31 protein-coding genes and 1 pseudogene are annotated in these 25203 nt (G+C 35.0%); 20 read left to right on the plus strand and 12 right to left on the minus strand.

The window, feature by feature from the left end:
- The first annotated feature begins 29 nt into the window (after window positions 1–29).
- The 7 genes from OPR57_RS04140 to OPR57_RS04175 all read left to right on the plus strand — a co-directional run bounded on the left by OPR57_RS04140 (window position 30) and on the right by OPR57_RS04175 (window position 5498).
- Window positions 30–983 carry a D-alanine--D-alanine ligase gene (locus tag OPR57_RS04140; protein ID WP_265035832.1) on the plus strand — a complete coding sequence of 318 codons (954 nt, stop codon included), beginning with the start codon at window positions 30–32 and terminating at the stop codon, window positions 981–983.
- Entirely contained in the window at window positions 964–1722 is a 759-nt protein-coding gene (locus tag OPR57_RS04145) for a cell division protein FtsQ/DivIB (RefSeq protein ID WP_265035833.1), read from the plus strand. Before OPR57_RS04140 ends, OPR57_RS04145 begins: the two co-directional genes overlap by 20 nt.
- Window positions 1723–1808: 86 nt before the next feature.
- Window positions 1809–1949 (plus strand): hypothetical protein, encoded by a 141-nt coding sequence (locus OPR57_RS04150; protein ID WP_265035834.1) that lies wholly within the window; start codon window positions 1809–1811, stop codon window positions 1947–1949.
- Window positions 1950–2557: 608 nt separating this feature from the next.
- Window positions 2558–3019, plus strand: coding sequence for a dUTP diphosphatase (gene dut, locus OPR57_RS04160; RefSeq protein ID WP_006279458.1), 462 nt, complete (start codon window positions 2558–2560; stop codon window positions 3017–3019).
- A 63-nt stretch (window positions 3020–3082) separates the two neighbouring features.
- The gene (locus OPR57_RS04165) at window positions 3083–3700 is read left to right on the plus strand and encodes a hypothetical protein (RefSeq protein ID WP_265035835.1); all 618 of its coding nucleotides are present in this window, start codon (window positions 3083–3085) and stop codon (window positions 3698–3700) included.
- 229 nt (window positions 3701–3929) lie between these two features.
- The gene (locus OPR57_RS04170) at window positions 3930–4064 is read left to right on the plus strand and encodes a hypothetical protein (RefSeq protein ID WP_265035837.1); all 135 of its coding nucleotides are present in this window, start codon (window positions 3930–3932) and stop codon (window positions 4062–4064) included.
- 102 nt (window positions 4065–4166) lie between these two features.
- Entirely contained in the window at window positions 4167–5498 is a 1332-nt protein-coding gene (locus tag OPR57_RS04175; protein WP_406831652.1) for an IS4 family transposase, read from the plus strand.
- Here the strand turns inward: OPR57_RS04175 and OPR57_RS04180 are convergent.
- Window positions 5482–5862 (minus strand): hypothetical protein, encoded by a 381-nt coding sequence (locus tag OPR57_RS04180; protein WP_265035839.1) that lies wholly within the window; start codon window positions 5860–5862, stop codon window positions 5482–5484. The genes OPR57_RS04175 and OPR57_RS04180 overlap by 17 nt on opposite strands.
- Window positions 5863–5996: 134 nt before the next feature.
- Between OPR57_RS04180 and OPR57_RS04185 the strand changes: the two genes are divergently transcribed.
- The 4 genes from OPR57_RS04185 to OPR57_RS04200 all read left to right on the plus strand — a co-directional run bounded on the left by OPR57_RS04185 (window position 5997) and on the right by OPR57_RS04200 (window position 7117).
- Window positions 5997–6212: a hypothetical protein gene (locus OPR57_RS04185; RefSeq protein WP_265035840.1), complete on the plus strand. Its 216-nt coding sequence runs from the start codon at window positions 5997–5999 to the stop codon at window positions 6210–6212.
- Entirely contained in the window at window positions 6203–6472 is a 270-nt protein-coding gene (locus OPR57_RS04190) for a type II toxin-antitoxin system RelE family toxin (RefSeq protein WP_265035841.1), read from the plus strand. The genes OPR57_RS04185 and OPR57_RS04190 overlap by 10 nt, the downstream gene beginning before the upstream one ends.
- Window positions 6473–6588: 116 nt before the next feature.
- Entirely contained in the window at window positions 6589–6825 is a 237-nt protein-coding gene (locus OPR57_RS04195; RefSeq protein WP_253301976.1) for a hypothetical protein, read from the plus strand.
- Window positions 6826–6832: 7 nt separating this feature from the next.
- Window positions 6833–7117 carry a type II toxin-antitoxin system RelE family toxin gene (locus OPR57_RS04200; protein ID WP_265035843.1) on the plus strand — a complete coding sequence of 95 codons (285 nt, stop codon included), beginning with the start codon at window positions 6833–6835 and terminating at the stop codon, window positions 7115–7117.
- Window positions 7118–7472: 355 nt separating this feature from the next.
- On the opposite strand, the gene OPR57_RS04205 is transcribed toward OPR57_RS04200, so the two are convergent.
- The 5 genes from OPR57_RS04205 to OPR57_RS04225 all read right to left on the minus strand — a co-directional run bounded on the left by OPR57_RS04205 (window position 7473) and on the right by OPR57_RS04225 (window position 10641).
- Complete coding sequence (locus tag OPR57_RS04205) at window positions 7473–7709, minus strand: hypothetical protein (protein WP_265035845.1); 237 nt, start codon at window positions 7707–7709, stop codon at window positions 7473–7475.
- Window positions 7710–7816: 107 nt separating this feature from the next.
- Window positions 7817–7954, minus strand: coding sequence for a hypothetical protein (locus OPR57_RS04210; protein WP_265035848.1), 138 nt, complete (start codon window positions 7952–7954; stop codon window positions 7817–7819).
- A 91-nt stretch (window positions 7955–8045) separates the two neighbouring features.
- Window positions 8046–8813, minus strand: coding sequence for a twin-arginine translocase subunit TatC (gene tatC / locus OPR57_RS04215; protein WP_265035850.1), 768 nt, complete (start codon window positions 8811–8813; stop codon window positions 8046–8048).
- Window positions 8810–9907, minus strand: coding sequence for a type I glyceraldehyde-3-phosphate dehydrogenase (locus OPR57_RS04220; RefSeq protein ID WP_265035852.1), 1098 nt, complete (start codon window positions 9905–9907; stop codon window positions 8810–8812). The genes tatC and OPR57_RS04220 overlap by 4 nt, the downstream gene beginning before the upstream one ends.
- 581 nt (window positions 9908–10488) lie before the next feature.
- Window positions 10489–10641 (minus strand): hypothetical protein, encoded by a 153-nt coding sequence (locus tag OPR57_RS04225; protein WP_265035854.1) that lies wholly within the window; start codon window positions 10639–10641, stop codon window positions 10489–10491.
- Between the two features lie 297 nt (window positions 10642–10938).
- On the opposite strand from OPR57_RS04225, the gene OPR57_RS04230 reads away from it, so the two are divergent.
- The 4 genes from OPR57_RS04230 to OPR57_RS08045 all read left to right on the plus strand — a co-directional run bounded on the left by OPR57_RS04230 (window position 10939) and on the right by OPR57_RS08045 (window position 13042).
- Window positions 10939–11472: an HK97 family phage prohead protease gene (locus OPR57_RS04230; protein ID WP_265035855.1), complete on the plus strand. Its 534-nt coding sequence runs from the start codon at window positions 10939–10941 to the stop codon at window positions 11470–11472.
- A 135-nt stretch (window positions 11473–11607) separates the two neighbouring features.
- Window positions 11608–12030 (plus strand): hypothetical protein, encoded by a 423-nt coding sequence (locus OPR57_RS04235; protein WP_265035856.1) that lies wholly within the window; start codon window positions 11608–11610, stop codon window positions 12028–12030.
- 101 nt (window positions 12031–12131) lie between these two features.
- Window positions 12132–12743, plus strand: coding sequence for a hypothetical protein (locus tag OPR57_RS04240; protein ID WP_265035857.1), 612 nt, complete (start codon window positions 12132–12134; stop codon window positions 12741–12743).
- A gap of 26 nt (window positions 12744–12769) precedes the next feature.
- Entirely contained in the window at window positions 12770–13042 is a 273-nt protein-coding gene (locus tag OPR57_RS08045; RefSeq protein ID WP_410541009.1) for a hypothetical protein, read from the plus strand.
- On the opposite strand, the gene OPR57_RS04250 is transcribed toward OPR57_RS08045, so the two are convergent.
- Together OPR57_RS04250 and OPR57_RS04255 are read right to left on the minus strand one after the other, a co-directional pair.
- Window positions 13026–14201 carry a CCA tRNA nucleotidyltransferase gene (locus OPR57_RS04250; protein ID WP_265035859.1) on the minus strand — a complete coding sequence of 392 codons (1176 nt, stop codon included), beginning with the start codon at window positions 14199–14201 and terminating at the stop codon, window positions 13026–13028. The two genes, OPR57_RS08045 and OPR57_RS04250, sit on opposite strands and share 17 nt — an antisense overlap.
- An 82-nt stretch (window positions 14202–14283) precedes the next feature.
- Window positions 14284–15387, minus strand: coding sequence for an OTU domain-containing protein (locus OPR57_RS04255; RefSeq protein ID WP_265035860.1), 1104 nt, complete (start codon window positions 15385–15387; stop codon window positions 14284–14286).
- 109 nt (window positions 15388–15496) lie between these two features.
- Here OPR57_RS04255 and ychF point away from each other — a divergent pair, with 109 nt between their 5' ends.
- Window positions 15497–16591 carry a redox-regulated ATPase YchF gene (ychF, locus tag OPR57_RS04260; RefSeq protein ID WP_265035861.1) on the plus strand — a complete coding sequence of 365 codons (1095 nt, stop codon included), beginning with the start codon at window positions 15497–15499 and terminating at the stop codon, window positions 16589–16591.
- Between the two features lie 179 nt (window positions 16592–16770).
- Here the strand turns inward: ychF and OPR57_RS04265 are convergent, their stop codons facing one another.
- Entirely contained in the window at window positions 16771–17790 is a 1020-nt protein-coding gene (locus OPR57_RS04265) for an IS110 family RNA-guided transposase (RefSeq protein WP_265037507.1), read from the minus strand.
- 318 nt (window positions 17791–18108) lie between these two features.
- On the minus strand, window positions 18109–18492 hold the full coding sequence (locus tag OPR57_RS04270; RefSeq protein ID WP_265035862.1) for a hypothetical protein: 384 nt from the start codon (window positions 18490–18492) through the stop codon (window positions 18109–18111).
- A gap of 132 nt (window positions 18493–18624) precedes the next feature.
- Between OPR57_RS04270 and OPR57_RS04275 the strand changes: the two genes are divergently transcribed.
- Genes OPR57_RS04275 through gmk form a run of 3 tightly spaced genes read left to right on the plus strand, consistent with a single transcriptional unit; the run spans window position 18625 to window position 22208 of the window.
- Entirely contained in the window at window positions 18625–19821 is a 1197-nt protein-coding gene (locus tag OPR57_RS04275; protein WP_265035864.1) for an ankyrin repeat domain-containing protein, read from the plus strand.
- Window positions 19814–21619, plus strand: coding sequence for a pentapeptide repeat-containing protein (locus OPR57_RS04280; RefSeq protein WP_265035866.1), 1806 nt, complete (start codon window positions 19814–19816; stop codon window positions 21617–21619). The genes OPR57_RS04275 and OPR57_RS04280 overlap by 8 nt, the downstream gene beginning before the upstream one ends.
- Entirely contained in the window at window positions 21603–22208 is a 606-nt protein-coding gene (gene gmk, locus OPR57_RS04285) for a guanylate kinase (RefSeq protein WP_265035868.1), read from the plus strand. Before OPR57_RS04280 ends, gmk begins: the two co-directional genes overlap by 17 nt.
- A 223-nt stretch (window positions 22209–22431) precedes the next feature.
- Here the strand turns inward: gmk and recO are convergent, their stop codons facing one another.
- Both recO and OPR57_RS07835 read right to left on the minus strand, forming a co-directional pair.
- Window positions 22432–23154 carry a DNA repair protein RecO gene (gene recO / locus OPR57_RS04290; protein WP_265035870.1) on the minus strand — a complete coding sequence of 241 codons (723 nt, stop codon included), beginning with the start codon at window positions 23152–23154 and terminating at the stop codon, window positions 22432–22434.
- 200 nt (window positions 23155–23354) lie between these two features.
- Window positions 23355–24386, minus strand: a pseudogene (locus OPR57_RS07835) (PDDEXK nuclease domain-containing protein).
- A gap of 172 nt (window positions 24387–24558) precedes the next feature.
- Here OPR57_RS07835 and OPR57_RS04305 point away from each other — a divergent pair.
- Window positions 24559–25179, plus strand: coding sequence for a hypothetical protein (locus OPR57_RS04305; protein ID WP_265035872.1), 621 nt, complete (start codon window positions 24559–24561; stop codon window positions 25177–25179).
- Window positions 25180–25203 lie beyond the last annotated feature (24 nt).

The raw sequence follows: 25203 nt of genomic DNA on the forward strand, positions 1-25203 counted from the left end.
TTTATATATGCTATGTAGTAAAACATAGAATGCCCATGATTCCAACTATAGCAATTTTAAGTGGTGGATTTTCTTGTGAGAGAGAAATATCACTTATGAGCGGAAAAGCAGTAAAGAAGGCACTTGATAGCCTTTCATATAATGCAATAGAAATAGATGTTGACAGCAATATTGCTGAAAAGCTTAAAAAAATTAATCCGGGCCTTGCTTTTATCGCTCTGCATGGACCTTATGGTGAAGATGGCTGCATTCAAGGTTTATTGGAAATCTTAGGTATAAAATATACACACTCAGGAGTTATGGCTTCGGCTGTTGCTATGAATAAAGTGATGTCAAAGCATATATTTCGATCCCTTAGTATTGATACTCCAAAAGGTTATGTAATTAGCCGAGAAGATCTACTAAAAAATAATATTAAAATTGATTATCCGTACGTCTTAAAACCAATTAATGAAGGTTCAAGTATTGGAGTGTACATAATTTTCTCGCATGAGGATTACTTAGAACTGAAAGATAATAGTTCTACTATAATGGAAAAGATGATCGTAGAAGAATACATACCGGGCATAGAGTTACATACTGCTGTATTGCTAGATGAAGCAATTGGCACTATGGAAATACGACCAAAAAATAAATTCTATGATTATGAAGCAAAGTATACAGATGGATTTGCAGAACATATATTTCCTGCTGAAATTTCTGACAATATATATAAAATGACCTTGGAACACGCACTGAAAGTTCATCAATTTTTAGGATGCAAAACTATTTCCCGCTCAGATTTCCGTTATAATCCCAAAAATAACACTTTAAAAATGCTTGAGATTAATACACATCCTGGCTTTACTGAGCTATCGTTAGTGCCAGAAATTGCAAAATTGGCAAAAGGAATCAATTTTAATGGATTAGTTAAAATTATTATTGAAGATAGTTTGCAGCACAAAAATATTAGGGATTTAAGTCATGTTGAGCAGTATTACTAGAAGCCAAAGGAGTTTTTTGCGTAAGTGTGCCTTGGTTATTATCACAGCACTTTTTCTTACGCTAATACTCTACAGCTCACTTGATAAAATAATAAATCGATTTAATTACTACTTTACTTGGTATAATGACTGCCTATCCAGTTTATTACTCAGTAGTGGATTTTCAATCGACGAAGTAGTCGTGAGCGGCAATAAATTTACAAACAAAAAGGATATTCTAAGTTTGACAAATAGAACGCAACCTATCCTGTATATATCACTTTCAAAACTTGCCGGTAACATACAATCCGTAAGCAGATGGATAAAACACGTAAGAGTTCACAGAATTTTGCCCAATACTCTACACATTAATATAGATGAGCATAAACCATTTGCTCTCTGGAAAGATAATAACAAAACCTCGATAATTGATTTCGAAGGCAAAGTGATCGTAGATGACTATCTAGTAGATGATCTTGTTGTAATTACAGGACAAAACTCGTTATCAAACCTAGAATTTGTTAGAGATGTGTTAGAGAGTAAAACTCAATTAAGAGACCACATTTCTTCTTTTGCTTATATAGGAAATAGAAGATGGAATATCATACTTGATAACGATTCCACAGTGAAACTGCCTGAAGATAACCCTTATAGTGCATGGGACTATTTAAACCACTTACACAATACAACTGATTTTACTTTCAGCAATTGGAGTATTATTGATATGCGTATTACTGATAAAATTTTTGTAAAGAGGTGATCTGCTGTCATCCCAGTAGCGGGATACTTAACCGTCATACCGCGATTCATTCGCGGTATCTCTAGATCCCGCTAACAAGCAGCGGGATGACGGTTGTCAGGCTAGTACCTTCTCTTGTCATCCCAGTAGCCTCCTTCTCCTGTCATCCCAGTAGCCTTTTCTTCCTGTCATCCCAGTGCTTGACACTGGGATCCAGAAGACTTAATTCTAACCAAGTGGTTGCATAATAAAGACTGGATGCCAGTGTCAAGCACTGGCATGACACCTCTCTTGGGCTCTTTTAGTATAAATATTTAAGAAATTTATCAAATGAAAAAAAGGCAAAAGAAGCCCTAGTCACTGTCTATTTTCAGTATTGGCGTTTTTTAAGCCTTAAACGCTGCAATTTAGCTGCTTTTAAGTGCAACTAACCTTAGCTTTAATATTTAAGAAATTTACCAGGCAGAAAAAAAAGGCATAGAAAACCCGCAGTAGCTAGTTATTCACTCTCTATTTTAAAATTTGACGTTGGGTGATGTCTTGAACGCTTTATAAGCGCGTTTCAGCTTATATAGGTAAAAACCTAGAAATTTGATAAAGACATAAGGTACACATAGTGCAAAAAATTAAGCATAGTACGCCAAATACAAGTTTTCTTGTCGTTTTAATCTGCACAGATTGGGAAGTTAAATAATATAGCTTCAGTTTCATGATAAGGGGGCTGGCGAAGGGTGTCAAGGAATTTTTATGGCCTAGCGTCACGCGCTGGAATGACATCATTTACGATGTAACATTTATTACTTTTGCAGATACAATTTACATGCTATAATTAAGTCTTCATAGATGGTAAATTGGAGTGCAAAGAAGTAAAATTAAAGTAGAAATAAAAAGATTATCACACGGAGAAGACTTATCTCTTCCATGTTATGCAACTACGCAGAGTGCTGGCATGGATCTTTATGCTGCATTGAATGATTCTGCTGTTTTAAATCCACTTGAAAGATTACTTGTTCCAACTGGAATTGTGATTGCAATACCAAACGGTTTTGAGGGGCAAATTCGCCCACGTTCTGGTCTTGCTGCAAAACATGGAATCACTGTCTTAAATTCTCCGGGCACTATAGACTCTGATTATCGAGGTGAGGTTAAAATTTGTCTAATTAATCTAAGTAATCAGCCATACGAAATAAAAAGAGGAGATAGAATCGCACAAATCCTTATTTCTCCTGTATCTCAGGTAATTTGGGATGACAGAGAAGAATTCTGTGCAGAAGAAACCGGTCGCAATGCAGGGGGCTTTGGCTCAAGCGGCAGGTAACTTACGAAAAAGCTTGACTATGAGAGTTTTTTTATTTAAGCATATTAATATTTGAGGTCGTTTATGCTAACTTCCAAACATTTTAAGAATCATCGTGGTCAGTCCCACAAAACAAACATTGCATTTGTAGCACTTGCTGCTCTGTGTGCCGTAGGTACAATAGTAGCACTTTCAGCACCGCTTTGGAGGCCTTCAACTGCAGCTTTTGCAACTACACCTGAAGCATTTATATTAGCAGGTGTTAATATTGCACTGGTTGGTTTAGCAGTATATGCCATCAGCAAAAATAACGAAATATCTGAGTTGAAAGCTCCGAAGATTGTTGTTGATGGTGAAGCAAAATTGCTAGTAACAAAAGAGGTGTATGAGGAAATGAAAAAGGATAACCAAGTTAAAGATAATGCGGAAGAGGATAAATGGTATATAGACTTCAGCTTAAAAGGCGAGAACTACCGTATTACTGTTGATGGTCAGTTTGATAATGACGAGACGATAGGCAATACTTTATTATTAAGCATAAATTCACTGGAAGTGAAAAACAAAGAAGGTAAGTTCGAGGCAATTGAAGAAGAGTGGGATAAAACATTAGGTTTAGACAAAGATGGTGCTAAAGAGGTTAACACTTATTTAGGCCAACTTATTTCTGTTGAACAAGTTGCTTCTCAACAACAAGGAAAATAGACAGTATAGCCAAGTGAAATAAAAGAGGCAGGCTAAGTCTGCCTCTTTATTTTTTTTGACTTTTAGTGTTACGCGCATAACTGCATGGATGTTGCGATTCTCAAGGCAACATATCTGTTTAGATGCATGGCTAATGTACAGTATCCGTTCAGCAGAGTGGCAAAGTAGGTAGACAAGATAAACCAAAAAATCAAGAAAAAGTGAGTGTACAACAAATGGTGTCATCCCAGTGCTCCCTTTCTTGTCATCCCAGTGCTTGACACTGGGATCCAGAAAAATTGATTGTGCACTATACAACATTTTCGATGAAATTATCAAAAGCTGGATCCCAGTGTCAAGCACTGGGATGACACCCTCCTGGTAGACCATACGCGTCAAGTTAAGGAAAAGTGTAAGTAAAATTGATAGAGTGAAGGAAAAGAATAAGGTATAAGTTCTCTTGGATATGTGAATGAGAGAACTTACAATGGACAGAATAGCTTGCTTATCAAAAGACCTCAATGAATTCTTTAATGAAAAAGCAGACGAAATATCAATTGCAGTAGGTTTTATAAAAAGAAAGAGAAAACTTAATGGCTCATCATTCATAAAAGCTATGGTTTTTGGTAACATAGGAGTTGGTGATTGCAGCATAGAAACAATGTGCCAATTGCTAAATGAAGACTCGATAGAAATTACAAAACAGGGTTTGGATTTTAGATTTACTGAAGAAGCAGTGGAATTTATGAAAAGAATGTATAATGAATCTTTAGTTTTATTTAAAAACAGCTTACAGGTTGATTGCAGAATTTTGAAGCAATTTAGAAGCATTAAGCTATTGGATAGTAGCTATATTAGCCTGCCCAGTAGCATGGAAGATATGTACAAAGGATATGGGAGTAGCTATAGAGATTGTGAGAGTAATACCAAATCAGGAATAAAGCTGCAGTTAGTCTTTGATTACCTGAACCAAGCGCTAGATAAGTTAAATTTAATAGAAGGAATAAGGTCGGATCAAGGTTATAGGGATTATCTGAACGGTTTATCAGCCAATGATTTGCTAATATTTGATTTGGGCTACTTTGTGCCTAGTTCTTTTAAACAGATTGATGAAGCAGGTGCATATTTTGTTAGTCGTTATAAGTCTGATACCAATATATATGATATAGAAACAAATCAAAAAATAGAGTTGTTGGAATGTTTAGAAGGTCAATCCCTTCTAGAGATGGAAGTGCTATTAGGAAAAGAAGTAAAAATTAAAGTGAGAATTATATGTCAAAAATTAACTGAAGAACAGTCTATAATTAGAAGAAGAAGGGCTAATAAGTTAGCAAAATCACATGGATATACATCTTCTCAAAAGAATCAAAAATTGCTGGATTGGTCGATATTCATAACTAACGTTCCAGAGAGTAAAATCAGCGCTGAACAAGTATTAACAGTTTACAGGGTAAGATGGCAGATTGAATTATTATTTAAATTGTATAAGAGTCACATCAGGCTTGACGAACTTAAAGGAAAACCATACAGAGTATTATGTGAACTATACGCTAAATTGTGCGCAATTCTTATATTTCATGGAATAGTTGGTTGTATAAAACTGAAAGAGAATACAGAGCTGAGTTTAACAAAGGCATTCATTGAATTAAAAAGAAGGATTAGGGAGTTGTTTTTAGCGTTAAGCAGTAAAATTAATAATTTGAGAATTTTCCTGAAAAAACTTACCACAGACTGGTCACAATTTTCTGTGAAAGATAGATATAGAAAAACTAGAGTATCCACCTTAAGTTCATTGAATTTTCTTACCCTTGCTTCTTAACTTGACGCGTATGGTAAAATGGAGACTCAAGCACGATATGTAATTCATTCATCTTTTCACGCATTAAATCCCTCTGGTGCGTGATATACATAAACTTTGCCCTTGGATTATTGCCAAGAGCAAACGCTACATGGAATATAAAACCGAGTGTTGTCTTAGCGCAGCGTGGTGGTATGTTCCACCATTGGCTGTGTGCTTTTTCAAACACCAATCGATTAATGCTGCTAAAGAGCACCCACAAATAGTTTTTGCTGCAATCTTCTCTTTTTAAATTTAATCTGATATTAAACACTCGCAGCATGCCTTGAAATGCAAAAAAACCAAAGTCTTTGCGGCATAGATCGATGTCTTCTTGAGTTAACATTCTTTACTCTTTAAACTAATTATAGTATACACTAAGTCGACGCAGGTGCACAAAATTCTTTTATCAACTTTCTTTATTGAAAAATTCAGAAAAATGTTGTATAATTGTTACAGTAGTAGACTTTGGTAAAACTTATGGCACATTCAAGAGTTAATATAGCCTTCAATCACGAAATTTCAGAATACCTTATTGAGTTAGCTAGAATAAAAAACCAATCCATTCAAGATCTAGCACAAGAGCTAATGCAAGAAGCGATTGAAATTGAAAAGGAGGATATGGCACTAGCTGAGCTTGCTGCTAAGCGTTCAGGTGAAGAAAGGGTTAAATTCGAAGATGTTAAGTGGGAGTGAAGCCTTACAAAATCGTACTTTTTAAGAGTGTTACTGAAAGGGATCTACCATCTCTTCCAAAAACAATAAGATCGAGAGTTGAAAAAGCTATAGAAGAGCGCCTCACAGTTAATCCTGATAAAATAGGAAAATCTTTGTCATACAAACTGAAAGGATCTCGTAGAATGCGAGTAGGTGATTATCGTGTGATTTATGAAATAGATAATCTAAAACATGAGGTAGTAGTTAGTGCAATAAGACATAGGAAAAATTGCTACTAGTATTACTAAACATTAAATATATTTTTATACACCACTCCTTCCTGATCAATTTTCCTTATTGAAAAATTCAGAAAAATGTTGTAAAATTGTTATAGTAGTAGACTTTGGTAAAACATATGGCTGATTCAAAAGTTGTTATAACTCTTAACTCAAAAGCTCTTCACAATCTCACCCAGTTAGCTGTATTCAATAAAGAGTCCGTTGAAAAACTAGCAAAAAGGTTAGTCATAGATGGAATCGAGTGTGAAATTGAAAATATCGCACTTTCCAAAATCATTAAGGAAACTGATTCTCCTGATGCAAAGATGGTTAAAAGCGGGGATGTAGACTGGGATACACTATTATCTGCATAAATAAATTGTGAAATATGAGGTTGACTACCCAGAAAAAATTTTTAAGAGAGATTTTCGTCCCTTATCGCCAGAAATAAGAAAAAAAATAAAAAAACTCATAGAAAATGAAATTGCAGCTAATCCATTCAAGGTTGGTAAACCGCTAAGTGGTAATTTGAAAGGATATAGAAGCTTCAGAACTAAAGATTATCGTGTTGTGTACCGTATAAACATTGCAGAACATAAAATAATTCCTGCTTCGGTAGGATATAGAAAAGATGTTTATGATAAGATACCATTGGATTTACTGTAGTAAACATTAAATATATTTTTATACACCACTCCTTCCTGATCCATTCTCTACCTTAGGTGGCTTCGCTCAGCTCAAAAAAAGCTCATTTTTTTGGACGAAAACAAGATTTAGAGTTCTCCGGTTCAAGGTAGAGAATGGATCAGGAAGGAGTGGTCAAGGTTGACCAAGCGCCACATGTTGATGAAGACATCAAACCAAATACTTGCTTCCTTGCAATTCTTCCTTCATTTTCTCATATTCAGATGCACACTTCTTCGATACCCTGCGTTCAGTATTTGAGACTAAACCAAGTTAGATTAAATATACTGCTTAAAATTCTCTCTTTTTGAGTTAATAAAAAAGCCGCTAAGGCTGCTTATGATTGCTTTGGCATTTGCTCCCAATAGATCTCTTGTAACACCTTCAGGTAAATTTGCTGTAATTCTTTTTTTACATACTCTACACGTCCCCTTTGCAATCTGTACTCAGTTACAATTGGCTTGATTTCTGGCAACTCTGCTTTTTGATGAATAATTTCATCTTCTAAAACAACCTTACCTCCACACATACAAATCGTATCAATTGTGCAGCTCACTACCTCGTCTGCAGCCATTAATTCACGCTTATGCGCCTTATGTCCTGGCTGACCTCCTGGGTTTTTATCACTCTTCTTTTTTGCTTTCTTACGATATATATCTTGTGATGGTGTAGCGATGAATTTTATGAATTTAAGCCCAATTTGTCTTCTAATTCAACTATTTTTGCTTTCAGGCTATCATTTTCTGTAATCAGCGCTTTTATTTCTTCCCTGAGATTAGCGTTTTCTGCTACAATCTTTTTTTGCAGCACTGTTGTCATTTACCCATTCCATATTTAGCTTCTTACGTCTTTACACTTTTGTACTTACTTTGTAAACCACCTTATCTCCGTGAATGGTTACAATGGCTTTTTACTTATCAGAATCCTTTGCCTTCTTCTCAATATACCTACATATCAGAATGGACAATTCATATAAAATCAGCATAGGTATTGCAAGCCCTACTTGGCTTAATACATCAGGTGGAGTTAAGATTGCAGCAATAATAAAAATTACCACTATTGCGATTCTACGTTTATTTGACAAACTTTGTGTAGTGAGTAACCCTACTCTCACCATCAATGTGAGTATTACTGGAATTTGAAATGCAGTGCCAAATGCAAACATAAATTGGAGAACAAGGTCTAAATATTCGCTAACTGATGGCATAAACTCTATCGGTATATCGAAGGATTTACCACTGTGTTCGAAGTTGATAAAAAACTTCCAGGCTAAAGGAAATATATAGTAATAGACTACAGTAGCTCCCGTTACAAATAAAACCGGTGTTGCAATTAAGTATGGCAACAACACTGCCCTTTCACTTTTATATAACCCAGGTGCTAAGAACATATAGAATTGCCATGCAAACACAGGAAAAGAGAGCAAAAGTGCACTCATTACAGCAACCCTAAGATATACAAAAAATGCCTCTGTTAAGTCTGTGTAAATTAAAGAAAAACCTTCGCTACCTTTTGTTGCTTCTATTAAAGGTGCGAGTAAAAAACGATATATATTTTCCTTAAAGTAGTAACAAAAACCAAAAGCAACGCAAAAAAATAGAAAGCAAAAGATAACTCTTGTTCTGAGTTCCGCAAAGTGCTCACAAAATGAAGCATACTTGTTTGGGTTTCCATTCATACTTTACTATGGCTCAATAATGCTATGTCTAACATTCTCAGTGAAAAAGCCCACTCATTGTCATACCACGCTGCAACCCTGCATATATCACCTGTAATATATGTACCAGTTAAATCCACAATTGCACTATAAGGGTTATGCACAAAATCTATTGAGACTAAAGGTTCCACGCATATAGAAAGTACATTTGACATTGGAGAACCCTCTGTCATCCTAGTACCCTCTGATGTCATCCGAGTAGCTGACACTGGGATCCAGAAATTAGATTCCAGCGTCACGCGCTGGAATGACGTAGAGGAGAGAGCTGCATCCTTAAATATTTCATTGATTTCTTCAACGGTCGCTTTCTTATCAGTCGTAAATTTAAAATCAACCATAGAAACATTGCTAACTGGAACTCTGACGGCAGTGCCATCTAGCTTTCCTTTTAATTCAGGGATGACAGAACCAATTGTTTTTGCTGCCCCGGTTGTAGTTGGCACCATAGATAGTCCGCAAGCCCTTGCTCTACGCAAATCTTTATGATTACCATCAAGAACATTTTGATCATTCGTGTAGGCATGTATAGTAGTCATAAAACCGCTTTTTATACCTAAACTGGAGTGTAGGACTTTCACAATCGGAGCAAGGCAATTTGTAGTGCAAGAACCTGCTGATATCACTTTATGCTCTTTTTCGAGCATATCGTTATTCACACCATAAACTATAGTGACATCAGCATCCGGAACTGGAGCAGAGACAATTACTTTCTCTGCATTGTGCCTTATTGCTTCTTCACGTTTGTTGAATGCACCAGTACATTCAAGTATTACATCAACATTCCAAGGAATATTTTCAGGATTCCGTTCTCTATATAAAGAAAACTTTTTGCCATTTATAGAAATCCAATTTTGAGACTCATTAAAATCAATATCACCACTGAATTTGCCATGAACAGAATCATATTTAATCAAATGTGCATGCTGCTTTGCACTGAGCGATCCATTCACAGCTACAACTTCTATTTGTTTGCTATATTCTTCTATTTCGAAAATAGCACGCAATACGCCTCTGCCTATTCTACCCAGACCATTAATTCCTACACGAATCGTCATCTCTTCATTCAAAAAATTTAATTATAGAGGATATCACTTGATATTCCATTCTATTCTTTTGCTTTTCTATTGATATGAACATTATAGCAAGGAGACAGGACTAAAAACTTGCTTGACAAACTCCGCCAGCCCCCTTATCATAAAATTGAAGCTATTTATTTATCTTCGCAATCTGCAGATTAAAACGACAAAGGGAACTTTGTATTTGGCGTAAATCATGCTTAATTTTTTGCACTATGTGCACCTCATGTCTTTATAAAACTTCTGGGTTTCTACCTATACAAGACGAAACGCGCTTATAAAGCGTTTAAGACATCAAAAGACGTCAAATAGAACAAGGGAGAATTTGAATACTAGCTACCCTAGGTTTTCTTTGCCTTTTTTTCTGCTTAGTAAATTTTTTAATCTTTATAGCTAAAAGTTAGTTGCAGTTTAAATGCAGCTGAGTCGCGGTTACTAAGTGTAAAAAACATAAAAAAACGCCAATACTGAAAATAGACAATGACTAGGGTTTCTTTTGCCTGTTTTTCGTTTGGTAAGTTTCTTAATATTCATGGCTAAAGATTGCACGAATGTTGCAATTACAAAAGCGTTTCTACTAGGAGGGTGTCATCCCAGTGCTCCTTTTTTGTCATCCCAGTGTCAAGCACTGGGATGACAAAAAAGAGGCTACTCGGATGACAAGAAAGGAGCACTGCTATTATAGAGTGAAATGAGATCCCAGTGTCAAGCACTGAAATGACATCATAGGGGCTTGCATGACATCATTCTTTTTCTTGGATCCAAGTAGTCAGGGCACTGGGATGACATCATAGAGGCACTAGGATGACACCTTGACAATCGTCATTCCGCTACTTGTTAGCGCCGCGGTGGTATGACGTAGAATTTTATAACCCAGTGTCCAATCTGGATTCCAGTTAGCATTTTTAGTAACTAAGAAAAGTGCTTCCCCCTTTTAGAGCACTGCATATAATAGATTTAACATTGCAGTGCATTGTGCAAACAAAATTCCCAACACTACAGGAGGCCTTATGAATAAGAAATTTCTCTATTCACCATTGTCAATAAAAAGCATAGGAGAAAACGGTGTATTTTCTGGTTATGCTAGCGTTTTTAATATAATTGATAAACAAAATGATCTGATATTGCCTGGATCATTTAAGAAAAATTTAAACAGAAATAAAATAAAACTCCTTTGGCAGCATAATCCTGACGAACCTATAGGTAGTATCATAGATATTTATGAAAACGATGTTGGCCTGTATATAACCGCACATTTACTTTTGGGTATTCAGAAAGCAGAAGAAGTGTATTTGATGCTCAAAACTGGAGCAATTAACGGACTTTCCATCGGCTATATACCTATAGAGTATGATGTTGATCATAAAAGCGGAGCTAGAGTGTTAAAACAAGTGGAATTATGGGAAGTCAGTTTGGTCACTTTTCCTGCAAACTTAGCTGCTCAGGTAATCAATGTGAAAAATCAGAACAATGAACAGGAAGTGTTAGCAAGAGCGATAGGAAAAGCAAATGCTGTACTTACAGACATGTGTATTTCTGCTTAAAGTGTATTAGGCGAGCAAAGACTTTACCATAATTTGACACCTGCATTAGTATTTGTTTAACATTTATACTGATATATATAACTTTACTACTATTAAAATTTTCTGTAAATTAAAGTTAAAAAACAAGGTAATTTTATGCCAAATATTAATAATACGGTTAATTATGAAATTAATGTTAAACAAAAATACAGTTGGTCTACTGTATTTGCTTGGTTGTACCTAAAAACGATTGGACGAATACTACCAAGGAAATGGAACAAATGGACGGAAAATATTCTATATTGCGATAAAGCTACTGAAAGTAATGAAATTCGGACTGATAAAACAACAGATGAAAGTGCTCAAATTGATTTAAAACCTGAAGTTGCAGAAAAAGGGAGTCAAAGTGAAGTAATAAGTAAGGATGGAGAGGTTCAAACTGAAGAAAATAGTGAGTTCACTGATGAGAGTTGTTTTGATACTATAGTAAATGATGAATTCATTGATGAAGACTACGATAGTATGGAAGAAGTAAGCATAGAGGAGGATGAAGAATTGAATAAACAACTGGAAGATTAAGTCAGGAACTAGAACTTGAACGTTCACAAAATGTCCTTTTAGAAGAGGAAAATAGAGAGTTAAGGTCTAAACTTGTAGAACTTGAAAAGAATTATAGAGAATTGGCAGAAGATGCAGGTAAACGGGAAGAAGAGTTGGTAGGGGTGGAGGAAAAAGACCCAAAAATAAATAGTTTAATGCGGTTAAATGAAGGATTAGATGAAGATAAAAAGAAAATGGAAGCTGAAGTGGAGAATCTGAAAAAACAACTACAAAGTGCTCAGGAATCCAAACAACAACTGGAGGAAGGAAAAATTGATTTAGAAGGTAAATTGAAAGATTTAAGCAGTCAATTAAGCACTGTAGTAAGCGAGAAAAAGGACTTAGAAAATAAGGTTGCTAGGTTACAAGAACAAGTTGAACATCTGAATGCAGAACTAGAAAGAGTAAGAAGTATTGGAATATCGTCTATTGGAGAGTGTACAAAAACACTTGATGAAAATTTGAAATTAAAAAATCAACAGATTGAAAGTTCAACAACTGAACATGGACAACAAAATGCGAAAGAAAAGTCAAGAAATGGGAATGTTCAAAAAGGACAAACAAAGGTTCAAAAGCCAGATGCAGAGAGTTGTATGGGCACAGTTTCAAAAACCACTAACAGAATAAAAGGCATACCTAATTCCTTGATAAATTCCTCCGTATCTGTTCAGCAGAGTGGCAAAATAAGGTAGACGAGAAAAGACAACTATAGGAATAAATGGGTGTCATTTCAGTGCGTGACACTGGTTTCCATCCAAAAGGGTGTCATCCCAGTGCCCAGACACTGGGATCCAGAAAATTTGATTGTGTACTATACAACATTTTCGATCAAAAGCTGGATTCCAGTGTCAAGCACTGGAATGACATCACAGGGGCACTGGAATTTTTGTTTCAATATTTGTACATTAGCCATGCATCTGAACAGATACATTCCTCCTATATTGCACAAGCATACATCAAACCGCCAAAAATAGTTAAAGTAGGCTCTTAGCATAAAGCACCAGCTCCTCTTTTGTTAAAGTGTAGGAGCTGTCTTCCCAATGTTGCCTGAGCAACTCTAAGTTTTTACCTAAACTTTTTCCTGGCTGGTGACCTATACTTATTAAATCATCGCCAGATAAAGGAAATTTTGGAATATTGAATGTATTAGCAAATGAAATGTATTTATCAACATTTTCTCCAGACTCAACACCACAAATTTTTACTAAATCACAATATAATTCTCTACCAAATAAAGATATGTATTTTTTTTGCTCTTTTTCTGAAAGTTCTGTTTTGATATCGTTGGATAGTAAAAATAGCAGCTTTTTCTTTTGCTTGTTCGAAAGACGTAAAAACTTACTTATGTATTCTCCAAGACTTAGCCTGTCATTTTTTTTAGTAGTCCTAAGGAGTAACGCTAATTTTACTAGCGTATCGGTGCCTAAAAGAAGTGACGAAGACAGAATTTCGCATTTTACTTCTTTTGGGATAATCTTTTGCAAAACATCAGATTCTTGCATGCTCTTAAGTGTTGGAAAAGGATCATTGCACTCCAGCAATTTAAGTATTTCATCTCTTATTCTCTCTCCAGAGAGGTTTTGGATCATATGCGAATGCTTTTTGCATACGCTTAGTATTTCATCACTCAAATCTCCGACACATATTTTTGCATGAAAACGAAATGCTCTTAAAATACGTAGATAGTCTTCTTTAATTCTATCTTCAGCGTTGCCTATAAAGTTTAATCTTTGCGCCTTTAAGTCCTCTATACCACCAAAGTAGTCATATATATGGCCATGCTTATCTGCATATAGAGCATTAAATGTAAAGTCGCGCCTTGAAGCATCCGCTTGCCAATTATTGGTAAATTCTACTTTTGCATGCCTACCATCACATTTCACATCATGCCTTAGTGTTGTGATCTCAAAAGATCTTTGATTTAGAACCGCAGTGATAGTTCCATGTTTTAAGCCAGTTGGAATAGTTTTTATATTACGGAGTTTTAGCGCTTTAATCGTTTGATTGGGAAGCAAATTAGTAGCTAAATCGATGTCGTGGACATCACGCTGCAAAATTGAGTCTCTCACACATCCGCCGACAAGCCTAGCCTCACCACCAAATTCCTCTATGGCATCAATAATTAAACTAGTCTCATGGTCAACTTGCATTTAGGTTAGTACGTACTGCAAGTTCATATTATATGAAATGCTTGCAAAAGCCCTATATAAAAATATACAGGGCTATGAAAATTTATTTTACAAGTATTTGTTGTGGATGAAATGGTTGTTCTACCATCGTTTCCTGCGTACCACATCTTAGTAAACTTGAAGGGTTTTGCTCTTCAGAGCGCTCTATGCGCTGCTTTATATCACTAACGCACTGGTCTACAACATCACGAATTTTTCCATCAGCATTTTCTGCCAATAACTTATCAAATCCCTTTTCAACCTCTGCTCTCTCAGAGATATCCTTTGAAAGGTTACAATATTCCAAGATCTCATCTAACTGAAGCTTTTTTGCTAATAGGAAATCTTCTTGCTCTTGAATTTCCTTAGTTACAATTTTAGCTCTAGAGTAATGGTTCCCTCCAAGATGTATTGTTTCTCGCTCTTTACTACCCCATAACTCGTCGTTTAATTTATAACTTTCACGATTAAATACCTGATTTAACTGATCATCATTATTTATCATTTGTGGATCTGGCTCAAACCTTTTTTGCTCCTCGCTATTATTATCTTTGTAGTAGACATTAATTTCAATGTTAGCTAAAGAAGCTAACATACTAATTTCTTCAATGAAAACAAAATAACTTTGACTTTTTATTGCTTCAAGATAAGCTTGGTAGAGTTCAGAGTTATTAAGAAATGAGTGTGTAATAAATTCACTATTATATTGAGCATTGTACTCATTTTTACCAAGGCCATGAAGAGCCTCTGCATATTCTCCTAAATCACGCATAGCTTGATCACGTGATATATTAAATTTGCTAACAGCTTTACTTACTAACCTCTTCACATTATCTTCAGCATTTTCAATTTTCCTATTTGTTTGCTCAACCAACTCTTTTATTTTATCAGACTTACCAGTTAAATCCCCTGGCTTGTTTAAAAACATATTAAAAACCTTTTCTAGCTGAGCTCTTAAAGGAGCTGGCATACTTACATCATCTAAAGATGTAAATTGACTTAAAAATTTGTGCCATTCCATTCTCATATCTTGCGCTCTTTCAGCTTTATATGGACCAGAGCTATTATCACCAAACACAGCATGAAAAAAACAATTGCCATCGCCCGCAGTATTATACTTAACTACTTGGCTATTAGTTGGTAATTTCCGTTCCCTAGATTGAAGCATAATTTTTACCTTAATTTAAGCTATATGTTACTATACTAACAAATTGTAACTAATTAAGTATAGCAGAAATTTTTAAATTATGCAATAGTTATAATTTTACATAGCAAATATGAGTTTTAACTGTGGTATAGTTGGGTTACCAAACATAGGAAAATCAACCTTATTTAATGCGCTTACAGAGTCAAGTGCAGCCGAAGCTGCAAATTACCCTTTTTGCACAATCGAGCCAAATATAGGCAAGATTTCGATAAAAGACCAACGTTTGAAACAAATCGCAGCAATTGCAGGCTCAGAGAAGGTAATCTACAACCAATTAGAAGTTGTAGATATTGCAGGCCTGGTAAAGGGTGCGAGCAAAGGCGAAGGGCTCGGCAATAAATTTTTAAGCCACATCAGAGAAGTTGATGCCATCGTTCATCTGCTCAGGTGCTTTACGGATGACGATATCAGTCATGTACACAGTAAAATAGATCCAATATCAGATGCTGAAGTGGTAGAAATGGAATTAATCCTAGCTGATATTGATAGCATAGAAAAAAGGCTTCCTCAATTGGAAAAGAAAGCAAAGCAAGGTGATAAAGAGCTAAAGAGACAACTTGAATTAATGCAAGAGGTATTAGCTACTTTAAAATTAGGTAAACCTGCAAGAAGTTTGGAGAATATCGATGGAGATGAGATGAAGTTGCTTCAATTGCTGACAACAAAGCCCGTTATGTACGTTTGCAATGTTGAAGATACAAATGTTATAACTGGCAATGAATTATCTAAAAAGGTAGAGAGAATGGCGGAGGAAAATAAAAGCAAATTTTATTGTATTTCAGCAAAACTTGAAGCAGATATTGTAAATCTTGATAGTGAAGAGGAAAAACAGAGTTTTTTATCAGAATTTGGCTTACAAGAATCAGGCCTTGATGGAGTAGCGCGTATTATGTATGAAGTGCTGAGTATGATAACTTTCTTTACTGTGGGCCCCAAAGAAGCACGGGCATGGCCAGTAAAAATAGGATCAACAGCTGATAAGGCAGCAGGTGTAATCCACACTGATTTTGAGAAAGGCTTTATAAAAGCAGAGACGATAAGCTTTGCAGACTACATAAAGTATGGAAGTGAACCGGCTTGTAAAGACGCAGGAAAAATTCGCTTCGAAGGCAGAGATTATATCGTACAAGATGGCGATATAATGCACTTTAGGTTTAATGTGTAGTTTATTATGCAGCCACTTATTTAAAGTTAAGTTTTCTGGATCCAAGTAGTCAGGGCACTGGGATGACAAGAAAGGGAGCACTGGAATTTTTGTTTCAATATTTGTACATTAGCCATGCATCTGAACAGATACCTCCCCTAAACGGATATACTGTAGAAGGAGAGTTTCTTCTCCTATGATTATTGTCCAGTAGAAATTTCAAATTTTGTGAAATCTTTAAAAACCCAGTCATTTTTAAGAGTATAGAAAATAGTTATAAGAAATTTCCTAGCAGTAGCAGTTATAGCTTTAGCAGAACCACGCTTCTTTTTTATATGTTCATAAAAACTTTTCAAGTAAGGACTGTAACGTACAGCAATCCAAGTACATTGAACTAAAGAAGTACGCGCTATTTTTGACCCTCGTTTGGTAATTCTTCCAATTGTACATTGCTGATTAGATTGAGAAACTCTTGGTACAACTCCAAAATATGCAGTAAGTTTCTCAGGTCTACGGAAATCATTAATGTCTCCAATTGTTGCAATAAAGACAGCTGCAGAAATTGGACCAATTCCCTTTATGCTGATAAGATTGCTGAACCCAGGAAGTTGTTTAGCAAAAGCTATAATTTCCTTTTCAAGTTTTTTAAGGCTTTCTCGGATAGCTTCTAAATGATAGCTAATCACTTCAATTTCAACTTTTTCTAAAGGCTCCCAATTATGCTTTTGAGTAGCACGTTCAAATCCTACTTTAGTTGTAAGTACTTCTTTTTTAATTTTTATTCCATGATAATTAAAAAGACCATGAACTTTATTGATTAAAGATACCCGTGACTTTACTAACTGATCTCTCGTTTGAAGAAGAGAAGCTAACTGCTGGCATTGTTTGTTTTTGCACCTTGCCTCAGGCAACATATCTTTGCTTAGAAAGAAAGCAATAGCTCGCGCATCATGCTTATCTGTTTTGTTCACAGAGCGACGAACAACTTCAAACTGTCCAGGAGCAATTATTACTATGCGTTTAACGTAAGGTGAAACTGCATCATAAAAGAAACAGCTGTTACCTGTTGCTTCTATGGCTACTTCATATGTTTCTTGAAGATCTTTGGTGAAATTATCCAAGTCTTTTAAGCGAAACGTTTGAATATGCTCAGGTTTCCCTTCTTGTAAGTAACAAGCAGTAAAACTATTGGTATGTAAATCAACTCCAATGTGACGCATATTTTTTCCTCCAATTGCATATTTCAATATATCAGAGTAGAATATTGCCGGTTGTTCCAAACTCCTATACGAGGTCATCACATTTTGTGAGCCTCACGATGATTTTCGGTGGCAGGGGCAGTTAATCTCCCCCACGAAGTCTTCTTTCTACTCCCTGGGCAGAAAGTGCTTCAGAAAAACATCCAACCTGCCACCTATCCACTCTGAGAAGTTATTATCTTCTCTTGCTTCCAACCAAGCAATACTTATTCATACCATCTCCCCAGTAAAGACTAGATTCCAGACTGGAATGACAGCAGTCCTACGTCATACCGCGATTCATTCCATAGCTGTACGAACATTCATTTTTGAAGGTAAATTGCACAGCAAATGGTCAGTGCTTGGCACTGGAATAACGTCCTCCTTTGTCATCCCAGTGCCCAGACACTGGGATCCAGTTTTCCATATAATCTCATCGAAAATGTTGTAACCACTTTCTATGCTAGTTTGCTTGCTTACAAGCAAACTTTTCTGGATCCAAGTAGTCTGGGCACTGGGATGACAGGAGAAGGAGGCTACTTGCATGACACCATTCTTTTTTCTGGATCCCAGTGTCTGAGAACTGGGATGACGAGAAAGGAGCACTGGGATGACATCCTCCCTAGCGGAGATTGCTCTCAAATCACAATGTTCGTACAGTAAGCACTGACCACTTTGCTTCAATATTTGCGATGCCCCTGAACAGATACAAAAAATCTATTGTTTTTTTATAAATTAAATCCTAAGGCATTTTTTACTGTAGATTAATCATTTGATTATAGTATCATTTTAATTAAGCTTATGTTTTGAACATTTATGAAAAATATTGTATATTTCATACTATTAGCTGTTGTATTCGGATCACTGAGCCTATTTGCTGTAGAGCAATTTGAAGAAAAGAAAATCGAATCAGTTCATAAAAACGAAAATGTAGGTGTAAGGAAGCAAGATAGCACAAATCAAAAAGATGAGTTAAAAAGCAACGTCGATGCTAAACAAACACAAGAGGCTGAGAGCAAAAGATTAGACGGCACTACCGATAAAGAGAAACTGCAACACAACGAGGACAAAGCTTCCGTGGTTGAAAAAACTATAAGTAAAGGTGAAAGGATTGATAAAGATTTGCCAAATGACCAGCTAGAAGGAAGCACAGACAAATTTGCTCAAAATTTACCAAATGTGGCCAATAAAGAAGTGAATAAAGATTTGAAACCAGAGCCTTTGCCTTTAAGTGCTGATTTAAATGAGAATACAGCTAACCCGCAAAAAAATCTACAAGCTGATCAGAAGATTGATATAAAAGATAATGAACTTTCAAAAAGTGATGTGAGTCAATTATTAGAAGAAAAAAAAGAAGAAGTAGGAAGTCAGTCTGAAGAAAAAAAAGTGAAAGAAACAAACAATAATTCCAAGGACCGCAATAGGAAGAGTCGAGTAAAACCTATAACTAAAGAAGAAGAGCAAAGTGAAAAGAAAAATTTACAAAAATGGACAAAGCTAAACAGAGAACCAATAAAAGAATGGAGTCATAAAGATATACAAAGCAAGTCAATATATAAACGACAATATGATAGCCTTAATGAGCATCTTCCTACAACTGTATTTATTGATGATTACAGTAAGCAATTTTTTTACTGTATTAAGAAAAATAACTTACCTTGCTTAAGAGGAATAATAAGTAAGCTAGAAAAAATTGGATTAACAACTCAAGAGATACTAAGGTTTAGAAATAAATTGGGTGATACTCCTCTCATTTATTCAGTTAAACAAGGTGAGGTAGACATAGTGCGCTTTCTCTTATTACAAGGTGCTGATCTTAGAGTAGTTAATAATAATTTTCAATCCCCAATTGATATAGCAATCGAAAAAAAGCAGGTCAATATAATAAATGCGATTGCCGAAATGATGCCACATCTTTTGGAGGATAGAAAAATAGACAATAAAGAAAGCTCAGCAATGTACGATTGGGCTGTGAAAACGAAAGAAATACAGTGCGATAAGCAAGATGATTAGATTTTTGATATTAATTTTAGTTGGTCATTTATGTTATGGAAATGAAATAAATGATGAAAAAAATCAGATTAGTGATTTTTTAAATGCTCTGCGTGATGCAAAATACGTATCTTACAGTAAAAAAGACTTTGCTGAATTTTTGGTACAGTGCCACAAAGAGGGCGTGCCAGAAGATTTTAAGAAAGGTTTTGGTTCTAACTTAAATGGAGCTAATTTTAACCAACTGTACCTAAGTAAATCTGTTTTTGATGGAGTAAGTCTGATTGGTGCCGATTTTTCTAACACCGATTTATCCGACGTGTCTTTTATTAATGTTGATTTACGTGGTGCTAATTTCTCCAATGCTAATTTACATGGCATTAAAATAAAAGGTACAAATTTGAGTTTTACAAAATTTGTTTCTGCAAACTTAACAGATATCGTATTTGATCAGTCTAATGTTAGTTATGCTGATTTTATCAGTTCCGATCTCAAAAAAGTAAGTATGCACAACGTAATTGGTTTGCATACTAATTTCTCGAATGTGAAAATGAATCTTTCCAACTTATCAAACTCGAATGTTGGCCACGTAAATTTTAGTGATAGTGAAATAAACGATACCATTATGCAGAAAAACAACCTTGATAATGCAAGTTTCTTTGGAGTGGATGCATATAAATTAAAGATACAATTTTCTTCATTAAAAAATGCTAACATATATGGTGCAGAGTTAAAAGAATCATACTTTACAGGTAGCAATCTTTCCGATGCCTACCTTAATTCTTCTATCATAATTAACAGTAACTTCGACGAAACTAATTTAAGCAACACACAAATTTCCTATGTGAATGACGATCATTCAAGTTTTGTTCAATCTATACTAAATGGTTCCAAGATAAAGCATGCATATGTTTCTGAAACAAATCTTCAGGATGCTGATTTATCCAATATTGATTTTAGTTTTAGTGAACTGCATCAAGTTAATGTCTCTAATGCTGACATTCGTCACGGAAAGTTTCATAATACTAAAGTTGCGAATTCTAATATGAATGGCTCATTTTTTGACCATTCACTATTCACCTCTGCGAAGATAGAAGACTCAGACCTTTCTACAACTTCAATGTATAAGATAAAAATCCAAGACTCTCAAGTTTATAACAGTACGCTTTCTCGCCATAATATTGATTCCAGTGAAATAGAAAATTCAACATTCTTTAATTTATTAGCTGATAATTCGAGTTGGTCCAATTTAAAAGTAACTAATTCAAATTTTGTTGAAAGCGATTTCAGATCTTCTTTGCTTCACGCTAATGCCTTTAGGAAAACTAGCTTTTTTCTTAGCAATTTGAGCAATTCAACAATTAGTGATATGTCTTTTCACTCTTCAAGCATATATAAAAGTTCAATTGCTGATGTTCACTTAACAGGTTGCAAATTTGATAATTCAATTTTGATTGACAATCAAGGGCAGGAGAAACTCACAGGTTCAGGAAATGCTATAACTTCAATTGGAGATTTGCAAGAGAAAATATCACAGGGTGAAAAATTTAATGCAAATTATTCTTACTTTGAATTTAAGGATATGAATTTAGAAAATGCCGATTTTTCTAATTCAACATTGAGTAGAGCAAAGTTTGTAAACGTTAATTTGAATAAGGCAAATCTTGAAAAGACCGATTTGCGCTATGCCGTCTTTGATAACTCTTCTCTTATTGGCACCAACTTATCAAATTCTAATTTAGAAGGTTCTAGCTTTTTAAACTCTGATCCAAAAAGCGTCATGTTAAAAAATGCAAAGAAAAATGACCGTAAAAAGTGAGGGCGTATTATTGGTTCTATCCTCCCCTTCTGGAGCTGGAAAAACTACTATATCAGCAAAATTACTTGAGCAATCAACTAATTTAGTTAGGTCTGTTTCTATGACTACACGCAAGCCTCGCCCCGGCGAAATAAATGGAAAAGACTATTTTTTCGTTACCGAAGAAAAATTTCACGAGTTATGCGAAGCTGGTCAGATGCTTGAATACGCCAAAGTTTTTGAGAATTTTTATGGTATACCAAGAGATTTTATAGAGCAAAACTTAAGCAGTGGAATAAGCGTTTTACTAAGCATAGACTGGCAAGGAGCATTTCACTTATTCAAGCTCATGAGAAAAAAAGTTGTGAGTGTTTTTATACTTCCCCCTTCAATGGAAGAGCTTAGGTTGCGTTTGCAAAAGCGTAATAGTGATGATGCAAGCGAAATAGAGCGCAGATTAGCTGAAGCTCAAAAAGAGATAAGCAAACGTGATAAATATGATTATGTAATAATCAATGATGATATTGATAAAAGTGTAGAAGAGATAAGCTCCATACTAAATAAAGAAAGACTTAAAAAATCAGAAGAAAAACCAAGCCTGGAAGACTGATAAAAACATCAATTTGCAGCTATAGTTTCTTATCCTATAGCTATACCGCTTCGGCATAGATTCCGCTAACTATAGTATTTTCTAAAATGAATGATAAAGGTATAATATGGAATTGATGAAATATAAGATAAGTAATGGCATACAGTGTGGATTTAAGGGAGAAAGCTATCTCTGACTTTACCCAGATGACACCGTCATTCTTTCAAAAAAATGATAACTAAGATTAAAGCAACAACATGAGGTTTCTCAGCTCTGGAAATTTCACGTTTAACTGCAAAAATAGATACTTATTTAAAAAATATCCTGTGACTTTCAGTCCTAACTGAAATTCTTGGAATGAGTAGCTGTTTTGTAAGTTATTATTGTATACATCATGCAACATTTGTGGAAAAGGTAGGAGTTTATCTGCATAATAATCTCCTACTTTTTTTGACACTGCTCTGCCAGTTTTTGGAGAAATAAATTGTAAATTTTCCTTAACACCTGTTACAGCGCATTTGGATAAGTCTAACTTGAATCCCAATTGCGTAAGAAGCAGAAGCTCTAAGTTAAGATAATGGCTTTGCCAAGACTGATTGTTGTGTTTAATTACATCGATGAAATATCGAAAATTGTCATACAGCATGGCACAGGGTTCACTTTCTGGAAGCACTTTTTCTAAAATAGAGGAGAAAGAAACAATAGTAATGCTTTTTAACCTATCTTGAAAGAAATGATGGAATGGAGATTCGATTAATTCGCACTTAAAAAAACCTAGATTTTCAGGTAACTTAGCACTCCATTCTGCATGTAATAGATTACTTATTTGAAACTTATAATTGCTATTGTTTGTTAGCTTAGTTAATCCCCTGCGCTTTCCATGATTTTTTGTAAATAGAGAGAGAATTAAGTTTTTATCACCGTATTTTTTAGCAGCTATAATGATGCCTTCATCTTTCCATCTCATTTAGAGTGTATTGACCGTATGATATTATAGGATAGTACACCTAGAGCTTGTAATCCATAAAAATCACTTACTCTGTTACTGTTTGCTTCCAAAGTTTCAAGGCTATGAGAGAGTAAGTTATTGGCTGCCACTCTTCTTCCTGAGCCTCCATGCTGAGTTTTTGGTTTGCTAAATAATTGTTTGAATGATTTTAGTAACCATTACTTTTCCTTATCTGAAATTTTGGATAATTCAGCTTCTAATTCTTCTATCGTCGGTAAAGCTGTTTTTATGTTCTCTGGTAGATTTTCAGTTATTCGATATTCCGCTAATTCTATTGGTTTATTTATGTCTTTGAGTGTATATTTAGCAAGTACATCGTCTTTAGATTTACATAAGATTAACCCTATAGAAGGTTGATCTGTCGAGTGCTTCAGTAAATCATCAACTGCAGAAAGATAAAAATTCATTTTACCAGCATATTCCGGCTTAAAATCCTTATCTTTTAGTTCAATCACTACGAAGCAACGTAACTTTAAATGATAGAATAATAAATCAATATAAAAGTCTTTATTACCAACATCTAAATGAAATTGTCTACCAACAAATGCAAATCCTTCACCGAGTTCTAACAGAAATTTTTCCATATGCCCTACGAGTCCTTTTTCTACTTCTCTTTCATGAGCATCCTTACCTATACTTAAAAAATCAAAAATATATGGATCTTTTAATGTGTAATGTGCTAGATCGGATTGTGGAGATGGTAATTTTTCTTTAAAATTAGTTATTGCTTTTCCTTGACGTTTATGTAGTCCAAGTTCTATCTGCATCACCATAATGTTACGTGACCAGCCATGTTCAATAGCTTTTTTTACATAAAATAATCTTATTTCATGACTTTCTATTTTTTCCAAAAGAGTGATATTGTGATACCAAGTTAATTGTGCAAGAGGCTCCTGCACAAATTCAACATCAGGATATTCTTAGGCAAACTTACGCATATACTTCAGATTTCTCGTGCTAAAGCCTTTCATTTCTGGAAATGTACTTCTCAAATCCTTACTTAATTGATCAATTACCTTAGCTCCCCAGGTATGTTCTTTTTGGCGTTTTAGGATCTCTGTACCAATATGGTGGTAAAGCAAAATAAGCTTACTATTTACTGCAAGTGCTGCTTTATAACGGTTTGTTGCAATATGATCCTTCAACTGCTCTAAAAATTCTGTATATTCTTTTGCTATAATTTTTGTCATACGGTTCCTTTTAATCCATTATACAATTCCTTTGTCTGTCGAGAAGACAATCTTTCGCTTGCCTTCAGCTTTGAAAGGATTCCTTATTTACTTCAAACTCGTCCATCAACTAAAATATATTGACTTTACGTGCAATATTAGCTTTAAACCAGTAAAACAAGCTGCTTAACATATGCGTTTTTTCTATTCTAATTATATTCTTTTTTTGTCTTTATGTTGTTTTTTGCTTTTTTCGTTATCTTCAACAAAAGCCCAAACGAATGATACGTTAGCTGTTCCTATACCACAAAGGAAAAAAGAAATAGTTGAGCACACTGTTATAGCACAACCGAGGCAAATTATTGAAGTGCAAGAAGAAGTCATTATTAACGAGGGTAAAGAATTCATTCCAATTCCAAAAAGAAAGAAAAGTGTAGAGAAAAAACTAAGAAGGGATGTTAGAGAGGCAAAGAATGAAATAGGAAACGAAAAAAGCGTTGAGAGTAAAAAGGATGAATTAGTTGTAACAGAAATTATTAACTCTATAAGAGACAAGCTCACAAAATGCTGGAGCATTCCTGAAAGCATAGCTTACAAAGAAAATTTTAATATAAAAATTAACTTATTATTGTCCAGTCAAGGCGAGATAATTATGGCCGATGTAGCAGACAGTGATTCCTATCGAAATAATCCACTTTTTAGGTCGATAGCAGATAACGCAATGCGTGCAGTATATAAATGTAGCCCATTGACCGGCTTGCCTACTCAGCACCACCACATTTGGCGTGAAGTAACACTAGACTTTATTCTATAGCTAAAGTAATTCTATAATTTAATA

Source organism: Wolbachia endosymbiont (group A) of Anomoia purmunda, assembly GCF_947251545.1.
In the GTDB taxonomy this organism is placed as follows: Bacteria; Pseudomonadota; Alphaproteobacteria; order Rickettsiales; family Anaplasmataceae; genus Wolbachia.

Excerpts from the sequence above, each read along its gene's own strand:
- OPR57_RS04140 (WP_265035832.1), top strand. The coding sequence starts at position 30 with ATGCCCATGATTCCAACTATAGCAATTTTAAGTGGTGGATTTTCTTGT.
- OPR57_RS04145 (WP_265035833.1), top strand. The coding sequence starts at position 964 with ATGTTGAGCAGTATTACTAGAAGCCAAAGGAGTTTTTTGCGTAAGTGT.
- OPR57_RS04150 (WP_265035834.1), top strand. The coding sequence starts at position 1,809 with ATGACGGTTGTCAGGCTAGTACCTTCTCTTGTCATCCCAGTAGCCTCC.
- OPR57_RS04165 (WP_265035835.1), top strand. The coding sequence starts at position 3,083 with ATGCTAACTTCCAAACATTTTAAGAATCATCGTGGTCAGTCCCACAAA.
- OPR57_RS04175 (WP_406831652.1), top strand. The coding sequence starts at position 4,167 with ATGGACAGAATAGCTTGCTTATCAAAAGACCTCAATGAATTCTTTAAT.
- OPR57_RS04180 (WP_265035839.1), bottom strand. The coding sequence starts at position 5,862 with ATGTTAACTCAAGAAGACATCGATCTATGCCGCAAAGACTTTGGTTTT.
- OPR57_RS04185 (WP_265035840.1), top strand. The coding sequence starts at position 5,997 with ATGGCACATTCAAGAGTTAATATAGCCTTCAATCACGAAATTTCAGAA.
- OPR57_RS04195 (WP_253301976.1), top strand. The coding sequence starts at position 6,589 with ATGGCTGATTCAAAAGTTGTTATAACTCTTAACTCAAAAGCTCTTCAC.
- OPR57_RS04205 (WP_265035845.1), bottom strand. The coding sequence starts at position 7,709 with ATGGCTGCAGACGAGGTAGTGAGCTGCACAATTGATACGATTTGTATG.
- OPR57_RS04210 (WP_265035848.1), bottom strand. The coding sequence starts at position 7,954 with ATGACAACAGTGCTGCAAAAAAAGATTGTAGCAGAAAACGCTAATCTC.
- tatC (WP_265035850.1), bottom strand. The coding sequence starts at position 8,813 with ATGAATGGAAACCCAAACAAGTATGCTTCATTTTGTGAGCACTTTGCG.
- OPR57_RS04220 (WP_265035852.1), bottom strand. The coding sequence starts at position 9,907 with ATGACGATTCGTGTAGGAATTAATGGTCTGGGTAGAATAGGCAGAGGC.
- OPR57_RS04230 (WP_265035855.1), top strand. The coding sequence starts at position 10,939 with ATGAATAAGAAATTTCTCTATTCACCATTGTCAATAAAAAGCATAGGA.
- OPR57_RS04235 (WP_265035856.1), top strand. The coding sequence starts at position 11,608 with ATGCCAAATATTAATAATACGGTTAATTATGAAATTAATGTTAAACAA.
- OPR57_RS08045 (WP_410541009.1), top strand. The coding sequence starts at position 12,770 with ATGGGTGTCATTTCAGTGCGTGACACTGGTTTCCATCCAAAAGGGTGT.
- OPR57_RS04250 (WP_265035859.1), bottom strand. The coding sequence starts at position 14,201 with ATGCAAGTTGACCATGAGACTAGTTTAATTATTGATGCCATAGAGGAA.
- OPR57_RS04255 (WP_265035860.1), bottom strand. The coding sequence starts at position 15,387 with ATGCTTCAATCTAGGGAACGGAAATTACCAACTAATAGCCAAGTAGTT.
- ychF (WP_265035861.1), top strand. The coding sequence starts at position 15,497 with ATGAGTTTTAACTGTGGTATAGTTGGGTTACCAAACATAGGAAAATCA.
- OPR57_RS04265 (WP_265037507.1), bottom strand. The coding sequence starts at position 17,790 with ATGCGTCACATTGGAGTTGATTTACATACCAATAGTTTTACTGCTTGT.
- OPR57_RS04275 (WP_265035864.1), top strand. The coding sequence starts at position 18,625 with ATGAAAAATATTGTATATTTCATACTATTAGCTGTTGTATTCGGATCA.
- OPR57_RS04280 (WP_265035866.1), top strand. The coding sequence starts at position 19,814 with ATGATTAGATTTTTGATATTAATTTTAGTTGGTCATTTATGTTATGGA.
- gmk (WP_265035868.1), top strand. The coding sequence starts at position 21,603 with ATGACCGTAAAAAGTGAGGGCGTATTATTGGTTCTATCCTCCCCTTCT.
- recO (WP_265035870.1), bottom strand. The coding sequence starts at position 23,154 with ATGAGATGGAAAGATGAAGGCATCATTATAGCTGCTAAAAAATACGGT.
- OPR57_RS04305 (WP_265035872.1), top strand. The coding sequence starts at position 24,559 with ATGCGTTTTTTCTATTCTAATTATATTCTTTTTTTGTCTTTATGTTGT.